The sequence below is a fragment of the Nocardia sp. NPDC004604 genome (assembly GCF_040609795.1).
GTDB lineage: Bacteria > Actinomycetota > Actinomycetes > Mycobacteriales > Mycobacteriaceae > Nocardia.
The window spans coordinates 21662-32205 of the sequence record NZ_JBEXLC010000105.1; the positions used below are offsets into that span (position 1 = coordinate 21662).

At 67.2% G+C, this 10544-nt stretch carries 9 protein-coding genes and 1 pseudogene; 7 read left to right on the forward strand and 3 right to left on the reverse strand.

Translation table 11 applies throughout. The features are described 5' to 3' along the window. Positions 1-2 precede the first annotated feature (2 nt). Positions 3-1370: a coenzyme F420-0:L-glutamate ligase gene (locus ABZW16_RS30760; protein WP_354959583.1), complete on the reverse strand. Its 1368-nt coding sequence runs from the start codon at positions 1368-1370 to the stop codon at positions 3-5. A 17-nt stretch (positions 1371-1387) separates the two neighbouring features. Then, entirely contained in the window at positions 1388-2386 is a 999-nt protein-coding gene (gene cofD / locus ABZW16_RS30765) for a 2-phospho-L-lactate transferase (RefSeq protein ID WP_354959584.1), read from the reverse strand. 528 nt (positions 2387-2914) lie between these two features. Here cofD and ABZW16_RS30770 point away from each other — a divergent pair. From ABZW16_RS30770 to ABZW16_RS30800, 7 genes are all read left to right on the forward strand, one after another. Beyond that, a complete protein-coding gene (locus tag ABZW16_RS30770) occupies positions 2915-3148 on the forward strand; it encodes a WhiB family transcriptional regulator (protein WP_029901515.1) in 234 nt (77 codons plus the stop codon). Between the two features lie 186 nt (positions 3149-3334). After that, positions 3335-3814 (forward strand): metallopeptidase family protein, encoded by a 480-nt coding sequence (locus ABZW16_RS30775; RefSeq protein WP_354959585.1) that lies wholly within the window; start codon positions 3335-3337, stop codon positions 3812-3814. 118 nt (positions 3815-3932) lie between these two features. After that, positions 3933-4322, forward strand: a complete 390-nt coding sequence (locus ABZW16_RS30780) for a DUF3499 domain-containing protein (protein ID WP_354959586.1) — start codon at positions 3933-3935, stop codon at positions 4320-4322. Between the two features lie 60 nt (positions 4323-4382). Then, complete coding sequence (locus ABZW16_RS30785) at positions 4383-5753, forward strand: phosphomannomutase/phosphoglucomutase (protein ID WP_354959596.1); 1371 nt, start codon at positions 4383-4385, stop codon at positions 5751-5753. 239 nt (positions 5754-5992) lie between these two features. Then, positions 5993-7216 (forward strand): tobH protein, encoded by a 1224-nt coding sequence (locus ABZW16_RS30790; RefSeq protein ID WP_354959587.1) that lies wholly within the window; start codon positions 5993-5995, stop codon positions 7214-7216. After that, on the forward strand, positions 7216-8436 hold the full coding sequence (gene manA / locus ABZW16_RS30795; RefSeq protein WP_354959588.1) for a mannose-6-phosphate isomerase, class I: 1221 nt from the start codon (positions 7216-7218) through the stop codon (positions 8434-8436). Before ABZW16_RS30790 ends, manA begins: the two co-directional genes overlap by 1 nt. Positions 8437-8659: 223 nt before the next feature. Then, entirely contained in the window at positions 8660-9580 is a 921-nt protein-coding gene (locus ABZW16_RS30800; protein ID WP_354959589.1) for a cation diffusion facilitator family transporter, read from the forward strand. 75 nt (positions 9581-9655) lie between these two features. Here the strand turns inward: ABZW16_RS30800 and ABZW16_RS30805 are convergent. Then, positions 9656-10544, reverse strand: a pseudogene (locus ABZW16_RS30805) (hypothetical protein); the annotation flags it as partial.

Here is a 10544-nt window from a genome sequence, read left to right on the forward strand (position 1 = left end):
GCTCACAGCTCGACCAGACCGGGGCCGGGGCCGAAGACCGGACGGGGGGTCAGTTCCTCCAGGGGATAACCGATGGCGATGGCGCCGAGGGGATTCCAGTCGTCGGCGAGGCCGAGTACGTCGCGGGTGATTTCCGGCGCGAAGATGGTCGAGCCGATCCAGCAGCTGCCGATGCCCTCGGTGGCCAGCGCGACGAGCAGGCCCTGCACGGCCGCGCCCACCGCGACGGTGAACATGGTCCGTTCGTTACCGCGCCGCCGCTCATCCGGATAGTCGTGCGCACCGTCGGGCACGCAGAACGGGATGATCACTTCGGGTGCGTCGTAAAGGATTCGGCCGCGGGCGATTCGGCGTTCCACCCGCTCCGGGTCGAGTCCGTCGGCGGTCAGATCGGCCCGCCACCGCTCGGCCATGGCCTCCAGCAGTTGGCCGCGCAGGCCGGGTTTGCGGACCCAGACGAAGCGCACCGGGCGGGTGTGATGCGGTGCGGGCGCGGTGAGCGCCTTTGCGACCGCGGCGCGGATGCTTTCGGGATCGACCGGAGTGTCGGCGAATTGGCGAACCGAGCGACGCAGCAGCAGCGCCTCGCCGCGCCCCCGCTCGATCGCCTCGGCCGTACCGAGCCAGAACAGGTCATCGATGCCGCCGCGCAACAGGTCCGCCGCCGACGATCCGTCATCGGTGACCGGCAGCCCGCGCACCACCGCGACCGGGACGCCGCCGAGTTTGCCCTTCACCAGATCTGCGGCGGCCGCGAGTTCGTCGGCCACCGCGACCTGGGTGACGTGCAGTTCATTGCCCTGTCCGTCGACCGCGCCCGCGTAGTCGTACAGCACCCGCAGACCCGACGCGCCGATGGCGGTATCGGTCTGACCGTTGCGCCAGGCCCGGCCCATGGTGTCGGTGATGACGACCGCGACCTGCACGCCGAGCCGCTCCGCCAGCGCGGTCCGCAGCGCCTTGGCACTCCCGTCCGGATCGGCGGGCAGCAGGACGAGTTCACCCTGCTCGACATTGGATCCGTCCACCCCGGAGGCGGCCTGCACGATGCCGAGCTTGTTCTCGGTGATCAGCGTGCGGCCCTTGCGCGCGAGCACGCGCACCGCCTCCTGTTCGACCAGGGCGCGGCGGGCGCTGTCGCGCTCCTCCGGATCCAGCGGCGCCTCGACGATCCGCCCTTCCGACTTGGCGATGATCTTGCTCGTGACGACCAGAATGTCGCCATCGACCAGCCACGGCGCACAGGCTGCGATCTGCTCACCGACGTCATCGCCCGGCCGGAACTCCGGCAGTCCGGTGACCGGCAGGATGCGCAACTCGCCCGCCGCGTGGTCGACCGGTCCGTTCGCATCGACGGTCCGCTCGGTCATCGCGTTACCTCCCTGACTCACGGCTTGACTCCCGCCAGATCCAATGCCTCCCGGACCATTTCAGCGGTGGTCGGAGGATCGGTCATCAGCAATGGCACGCTGCGCACCTCCACACCGGGCACATTCGCGGTGTCGGTGGTGTGGATCAGCCACCCGTCCAGGATGCCGGTGGCCGAGCGCGCGCCATAGTAGCGCCCGATCGCCTCGGCGGTGGTCTCGACGCCGATCACCGAAAGGCACTCATCGGCCATGCCACGCAACGGCTTCCCGTCGATCACACCGGAGATGCCGATCACCTTGGCCTCGGTGGTGCGCAGCGCACCGCGAATACCGGGCACCGCGAGGATGGCGCCGATGCTCACGACGGGGTTGGACGGGGCCAGTAGCACGGCGTCGGCCTCGGCTATGATCTGCGTCACATTTGGTGCCGGTTTGGCCTCATCGGCCCCAATTGTGGCGAATCCGTGTGTCTCGATGTCCGCGCGGTAGCGAACCCACCACTCTTGGAAATGGATCGCGCGGCGTTCGCCAGGGTTGTCGGGGTCGCTGACAACAACGTGGGTTTCGCAGCGATCGTCGGTAGCCGGGATGAGTTTTACGCCCGGTTGCCATCGGTTACACAACGCCTCGGTGACCGCGGAGAGCGGGTACCCGGCGCGCAACATTTCGGTCCGAACCAAGTGCGTGGCGATATCGCGATCCCCCAACCCGAACCAATCCGGCTGGGCATGATATTTGGCGAGTTCTTCCTTGGCATGCCAGGTCTCTGCGACCCGACCCCAGCCACGTTCGGTATCAATGCCACCACCGAGGGTGTACATGCAGGTATCGAGGTCGGGGCAGATCCGGAGGCCGTGCATCCAGACGTCGTCACCGACATTGACGATGGCGGAAACGTCGGCATCGGGCAGCAGTTCCCGGACACCCTGAAGGAAGCGCGCGCCGCCGACCCCGCCCACCAGGACGGCAATCTTGGGGCCACTGGCGGGTGCGGTGTCCGCTTGTTGTGGAGTCACATCGACACAGCCTATGCGCTGCCGGAGCGGCCGCGGTTCATCCCGTATTTGCTGCTCATTTGCTGTTCCGCGTTCAAGATCAGCTATGGAATGCGGTTGCGGATAGTAACGGAATTGCGACGGCGGCTTGACCATCGACACGTCCGGCGTGTCTAATCACAGTCATGTCATTTCGGGTTCGCGCGAGAGTTCAAGGCGCGGACAGCTTTTCGAACAGGTGTTCGCACCGGGGTGGCAAGCTCGGGGATGTCCGCGGGACAACGTCGCGGGGTACGGCCGTCGGTGTGCGTGTTGGTCCGACGGAAAGAATCAATCTGCGCTAACACACAGTGAGGAGGCGGAGCGATGGCCAATGAGCTGGCCCCTTCGGGCATGCCGGGCGGCGTATCGCAAACCGATTCCACAGCAGGCGCAGCACGTGGCGTCTGCGCAGAGATCGGTCGGATCGAACCGGATCGGATCGAGCCCGAGATGATCGACGGAGTGACAGCACCCCGGCTCAGCTTGGTCGTGACGGGCTTCGATGAGATGTTCGAATCCATCGAGGAGCAGTGGCAGGAACGTGCCCTGTGCGCACAGACCGATCCGGAGGCGTTCTTCCCCGAGAAGGGCGGCTCGACCCGTGAGGCCAAACGGATCTGCATGGGCTGCGAGGTACGCGACGAGTGCCTGGAATACGCACTCGCACACGATGAACGCTTCGGCATCTGGGGCGGCCTCTCCGAACGAGAGCGGCGCCGCCTGAAGCGCGGCATCGGCTAGAGACCTGGGGCATGCCCCGGAGTTGCCCGCGAGCACAGCGCGTCACCGACGCGACAACTGCTTCGCTGGCCCATGGGTGACTCCGGGGGCACGCCCAGCAGTCGACCCCCGTACCGCGCCGTCGGCCGCCAACGCGCCAGCGGGGCGGCGAAGGTACGGGGCGGCGAATTGGCCTAAGTTTTAGTTATGGCCCGTTCACGTAACCGTCGTCCACCGACCGCACGTTCGGTGATCCGCCGTGGGCGCGGGGTGCGCGGGCCGATGCTCCCGCCGACCGTGCCCGCGTGGCGCACCAGGGGGCAGCAGTTCGACCGGCTGGTCCTCGAGGCCTTCGCACCGCTGGACACCCGCTGGCACGATCGGCTGACCAAACTCGATATCGCGGTCGACGATGTGCCGAAAATCCGTCCGCTGCACCCGGATTCGGTTACCTGGCCGGATGAGGTGGTGGCCGACGGACCGGTGCCGCTGTCGCGGCTCATACCGGCCGGTGTGGACCGACACGGTGTGGCCACCCGGGCCCGAATCGTGTTGTTCCGCAAGCCACTCGAACTGCGCGCGGGCGATCCGGACGATCTCGTCGATCTCCTGCGCGAGGTGCTCGTCCAGCAGATCGCCACCTATCTCGGCGTCGATCCGGACATTATCGACCCCGAGGGCGCGTGAGCGAACGCGGCGGGCGAACAACGGCACAGCATCGCAACGGGTGAACTCGCGCCCGAAAACCCCGAATCCTTAGCGTGTCTGAGCACATCGCGGCCTCGAGGGGGTTACTCTCATCGGCGTGATCCCCATGCGTCGTTGCTGCCGACCAGGTTGCAAGAATCCCGCTGTTGCGACGCTCACCTACGTGTACTCCGATTCGACCGCGGTTGTCGGGCCACTGGCGACGGTGGCCGAACCGCATTCTTGGGATCTGTGTGAAACACATGCTTCCCGCATCACCGCGCCGAAGGGTTGGGAGATGGTGCGCCACGAGGGCGGATTCTCTTCCAGCACACCGGATGACGACGATCTGACGGCATTGGCCGAAGCGGTCCGCGAGGCCGGATTGCGCCGCCGTCCCCCGGAGCACGACCGGCGTGGCTACTCCGACTACGCACCGCCTCCGCCGCGCGCCACCCGCACCGGGCGTCGCGGACACCTTCGAGTGCTGCCGGACCCGCCCAACTGAGGTCGGGGCGGGACCGTGTCAGCGGCGTCGGTAGGAGCCACTAGGGTGGTCACCATGACAGTGGCCCGCTCTGCCGAATTCGTGAACGCGGTGATCAAGGCGTACGACGTCCGCGGTGTCGTCGGTGAACAAATCGACGGGGAATTCGTCAAGGATGTCGGTGCCGCGTTCGCGCGGTTGATGCGTGCCGAGGGTGCGACCCGCGTGGTCATCGGACACGACATGCGTGAATCCTCACCGGAACTCGCCGCCGCCTTTGCCGACGGCGCACTCGGCCAGGGCCTGGATGTGGTGCACATCGGCCTCGCCTCGACCGATCAGCTGTACTTCGCCTCCGGTCACCTGGACTGTCCTGGCGCGATGTTCACCGCCAGCCACAATCCGGCCCGCTACAACGGCATCAAGCTGTGCCGCGCGAAGGCGCTTCCGGTGGGCCAGGACACCGGCCTGGCGACCATCAAGGACGAGGTGATCAACGGCGTCCCCGGCTACGACGGCACGCCGGGCAGCGCCACTGAGCTCGATCTGCTGACCGACTACGCGAAGTACCTGCGCGGGCTGGTCGATCTCGACGATGTCCGTCCGCTCACCATTGCGGTGGACGCGGGCAACGGCATGGGCGGGCACACCGTGCCCGAGGTGCTCGGCACCGTTGCGCAACTGAAGGTGGTGCCGCTCTACTTCGAACTGGACGGCTCGTTCCCCAACCACGAGGCCAATCCGCTCGATCCGAAGAATCTGGTCGATCTGCAGGATCTGGTCCGCACGTCCGGCGCCGATATCGGCCTGGCCTTCGACGGCGACGCCGACCGCTGCTTCGTGGTCGACGAGAACGGCGACCCGATTTCGCCATCGGCGATCACCGCACTGGTCGCCGAGCGGGAACTGGCCAAGGAGCCCGGCGCGGTCATCATCCACAACCTCATCACCTCGCACGCGGTCCCCGAACTCGTGCACGAACTCGGTGGCACTCCGGTGCGCACCCGGGTCGGGCACTCGTTCATCAAGCAGGAAATGGCGGCCACCGGCGCGGTATTCGGCGGTGAGCACTCCGCGCACTACTACTTCCGCGATTTCTGGGGCGCCGACTCCGGCATGCTCGCGGCATTGCATGTGCTGGCCGCGCTCGGCGAGAAGGATCGGCCGATCTCGGAGCTCATGTCGTCGTACCAAACGTATGCGGCGTCCGGAGAGATCAACTCGACGGTGGCGGACGCGAAGGAGCGAACGATGGCTGTGGTGGAGGCATTCGGGGATCGGGCCGTCTCGGTGGACCGGTTGGACGGGGTCACCGTTCAGCTCGCCGATGACGCCTGGTTCAATCTGCGCGCGTCGAATACCGAACCGTTGCTGCGACTGAACGTCGAGGCCCGGTCAACGGAGGAAGTAGACGCACTCGTAACCGAGATCCTGAGCATCGTCCGCTCCTGACTGGGATAGTGGAATTACGGCGGAATGGAATCACATGCTCAGGATTCGACGACTAGGGAAGTAGACGACTCAGCCCGATGCCGAGATCCTGAGCATCGTGCGCTCCTGACTGGAATAGTGGAATCACAGACGTTGGATTCGCCCGACCTGGGCGCCCGTGTCGATAGCTCAGAGTCGACAGCCCGGGTGGGAGCAGGGCGGGACCGCACACAGCGCGATGAGGGGAGGTGGGACGCCCGATGATCGCTGGAACACCGGTGCTCGACCTCGACGATGCCGCTTCACTCGAGGCGGCCGATGTCGGCGGCGCCCTGCGCTCCGCCGCATCCGGTGGCGCGCAGGTGCGCGCGACCGCGGCGGCCGTCGGTGAGGACGCGCTCGCGCGCCTCGTCGATCTGCGGCCACGCAGCGTGGTGCTGGTCTCCGGCGCGGGCCGGGCCGCACGCGCCGCCAGCCTTATCGTCGCCGCGCTCGGCGACCGCGCGGGCCTACCCGTGGTGCCCGTCGCCGCTCTCCCACCGTGGGTCGGACCGTTGGACGTGGTGCTCGTCGCGGGCGATGACGCCGGTGATCCCCGGCTGATCGACGCGGTCGACCGCGCGCAGCGCCGGGGCGCCGAGGTGGTGGTCGCCGCGCCGCACGAAGGACCGCTGCGTGCCGCCGCAGCCGGGCGTACGTCGCTGCTGGAGCCACGGATTCCGGTCCTCGATCACAACCGCCTGCTGCGCTTCCTCGCGGCCTGTATCGCGGTGCTGCGCATCGTTGATCCGGCCCGTTCGGGTGCGGTCGTACCCGATCTGACCGAACTGGCCGACGTGCTCGATGCCGAGGCGTTGCGCGATGGTCCGCACAACGAGGTCTTCCACAATCCGGCCAAGACGCTGGCCGCGCGCATGCAGCAGCGCGGCATCGTGCTGGCCGGGGACTCCCCTGCCACCAACGAACTGGCCGAGCACGGTGCCGAGGTGCTGTTGCAGTCGGCGGGCAAGGTGGCCAGCGCGGTGACACTGGCAGAGGCCGTCGCCGCCAATGCGCGCATGGTCGAGGCCGCCGGGCGAACCGCGCCGAACTTCGATCCGCTGTTCCACGACGAGGAACTCGACGGACCCGCACCGGTGGAGCGGATTCGGATATTCGTGCTCAGCGCGGATCTCGATCAGGCGGCGGCGCGCCGCAGACTGGCCGTCTTCGGTAGCGCCGGATCGGGTCTGGTCGATGCCGATCTGGTGAGCGCGGATGTGGAGGTGCTGCACACTTCGCTCACCGATCCCGCCGCGCCCGCACCGGCCAGGGTGGACGAATCGGGCGCACCCCTGCCCGGCACCATCGGCCATGCCAGTGAACTCGAACAACTCGCGGTGCTCGCGCTGCGCCTGGAGATGGCCGCGGCCTATCTGCGGCTGATCGGCGCGCGCGGCGACGCGGACCCGACCACGGAACAGCTCGACGGGGGACGCTACTAGTGCACGAACTCGTTGGTGCGCTGCGTTCCTATGCCTGGGGTTCTCGCACCGCACTCGCTCGGTTGTGCGGCCGACCGGTCCCCTCGGCGCATCCTGAGGCGGAACTGTGGTTCGGCGCCCACCCCGCCGATCCGGCACATGTCCGCCTCGAGAACAGCACCCGTTCCCTGCTGGAGCTGGTCGCGGCCGATCCGGAGCGCGAACTCGGCACCGCCGCACCGGAATTCGGCGGGCGGCTGCCGTTCCTTTTGAAAATCCTCGCCGCCGAGGAACCGCTATCGCTACAGGCGCATCCGAGTTCCGCGCAGGCGCGTGCCGGATTCGAGCGAGAGAACCGCGCGCGGGTGCCGCTGGATTCGCCGATGCGCAACTACCGCGACGAGAATCACAAACCGGAATTGGTGGTGGCGCTGGATCGGTTCGAGGCGCTGGCCGGATTCCGGGATCCGCGCCGCACCGTCGAACTGCTGCGCGCACTGGATGTGCCCGGGCTGCGCTCCTACGCGGACCTGCTTGCCGCCCAACCTGATTCGGCCGGACTGCGGACCCTGTTCACCACCTGGATCACGTTGCCGCAGCATGTGCTGGCCACGCTGCTGCCCCAAGTGCTCGACGGCTGCGTGCGCTACCTGTCGGTCAAGGGCAGCCGCGAGTTCACCGCCGAGGCACGCACCACGCTCGAACTCGCCGAGGCCTATCCGGGCGATGCCGGGGTGCTGGCCGCGCTGCTGCTCAACCGGCTGACCTTGGAGCCGGGACAGGGGCTGTTCCTGGCGGCGGGCAATCTGCACGCGTATCTGCGCGGGCTCGGTGTGGAGATCATGGCCAACTCCGACAATGTGCTGCGCGGCGGTCTGACGCCCAAGCACGTCGATGTGCCAGAGCTCTTGCGGGTGCTGGATTTCGAACCGATCGATCTGCCGGTGGTATTGCCGGAACCGGCGGGCGACGGGTCGGTGCGCTATCGGACACCCGCGCCGGAATTCGCGCTGCGGCGGTTCGATCTGACCGCCGGATCCGGACAGGTGCCGCTGACCTCGGCGGGTCCCGGAATCGTGCTGTGCACGGCGGGGACGGCGCGGCTGCTGCAGGACGGAACCTCGCTGGTGTTGGGGCGCGGTGCGGCGGCGTGGATATCGGCCGCCGACAGTGAGATTCGCGCGCAGGCCGTGGAGGGCGATGCGCAGTTGTTCTGCGCTTGTGTAGGTGGCGCCGCCTGACCTATCGCACAGTCAGCTCGTATCCGCCCTTAGGCTGATCGTTCGACGGCACGCCTACGCAACCACAACGGAGCGAGTCTTACGAGCGACGTTCGCGGCCCGTCTCGCCCACCCGTCGCCCGATCACCACCCTCATCGAATCGCTACGCGATGCTGAATACTCGGGGCCGTGCACACGCAGCGCCGTAGGCGCTGCAAATCGAACACAGGAGGAAGTCCACACATGTCGGCTGGTGGTGGCAAGAAGGCGATTCTGGCGGCGTTGTCGGCGAACGCGGGGATCGCGGCGGCGAAGTTCGTCGGCGCGTTCATCACCGGTTCGGGATCCATGCTGGCCGAGGCGGTGCACTCGGTCGCCGATACCGCCAACCAGGGCCTGCTGCTGCTCGGTCAGCGCCGCGCCGCGCAGGACGCCGACGAGCTGCATCCGTTCGGATATGGGCGCAATCGCTACTTCTATTCGTTCATCGTGGCACTGGTGCTGTTCACCCTCGGCTCGATCTACGCCATCTACGAGGGCGTGCACAAGATCCAGCATCCCGAGGAGCTGAGCAATCCGATCGTCGCGATCGTCATCCTGTTCATCGCCATCTGCCTGGAGGGCTACAGCTTCACCACGGCGATGCGAGAATCCATCCCGCTCAAGGGAAATGCGAGCTGGTGGCGGTTCATCCGCAACTCACGCAGTCCCGAACTGCCGGTGGTGCTGCTCGAGGACACCGGCGCCCTGATCGGTCTGGTCTTCGCATTCGCCGCGGTCGGGCTGACCATGCTCACCGATGATCCGGTCTGGGATGGCATCGGCACGCTGGCCATCGGCGCACTGCTCGGCATCATCGCGGTGGTCCTGATCGTGGAGATGCAGAGCCTGCTGATCGGTGAGGGCGCGACTCCGGAGGAGGACAGGACGATCCGCGCCAATCTGGTCGACGGCAAGCGCATCGATCGGGTGATCCACCTCAAGACGCAGTACCTCGGTCCCGAGGAGATCCTGGTCGCGGCGAAGATCTCGATCGTGCCCGATCTGGATATCGCGGAGATCGCCGCGGCCATCGACGATGCCGAGGCGCGGGTCCGGGCCGCCGTACCCGCCGCACGGGTGATGTATCTCGAGCCGGACCTCTACCGCAGGCAGACCGTCTGACGAGCAGTTCCTGCAGCCGTTCAGTGCTGGGCGGCTATCGCGTTTCGCCCAGCTTCGAAGTACTGGTAAGTCCGCTCAGGCCGGTTCCGGTGTGCGCAGCAGATCCAGTGGGTCGGTGCGTATTCCGAACTCCCGACGCAGCACATGCCGAGCGGCGTGCAATCCCGACATTCCGTGTACGCCCGGACCGGGCGGGGTCGAGGCGGAGCAGAGGTAGACGCCGGGTAGCGGTGTGGCGTACGGGTTCCAGCGCGGGACGGGGCGGAAGGCGAACTGGCGCAGGGTCATCGCGCCCGCAGAGATATCGCCGCCGATGTAGTTGGCATTGTGGGAGGGCATTTCGGCACCGGTGACGACATTCTTGGCCAGGATCAAGTCACGGAAACCGGGGGCGAATCGTGCCACCTGGGCGATCACATCCTCGCTGATATCGCGGGTGGATCCGTTCGGAACGTGCGCGTAGGTGTAGAGCGTGTGGCCGCCCGCCGGAGCCCGGGTCTCGTCGACAACGCCGGGCTGGATGGCGAGTACGTACGGACGATCCGCGTGTTTTCCTGCGGCGATGGACCTTTCGGCCGCCATCGCTTCGGCACGGGTTCCGACCAGATGCAAGGTCCCCGCGAGCGCGCAGCCCTCCGCCTGCCACGGCACCGGTCCGGACAGCGCGAAGTCGACTTTGCAGGCCGCGCCGCCATAACGGAAGCGGCCCAGTCCCTTCGCATAGCGCGCTGGCAGCCGGTCCCCCGCCATGCGGAGCAGTTCGGCGGGCGCGGTATCCAGCATGATCGCTCGCGCACCGGCGAATTCGTCGAGTGTGTCGACTCGGTGTCCGGTGCTGACCTTGCCGCCGAGACGTTCGAGTTCGGCGCCTTCGACGGGGTCGAGGATGACCAGCCCTTCGGTGACGAGTTCATCGAGCTGGGGCAGGAATGCGCGGACGCGGTCGGCGGAATCGATGATGACG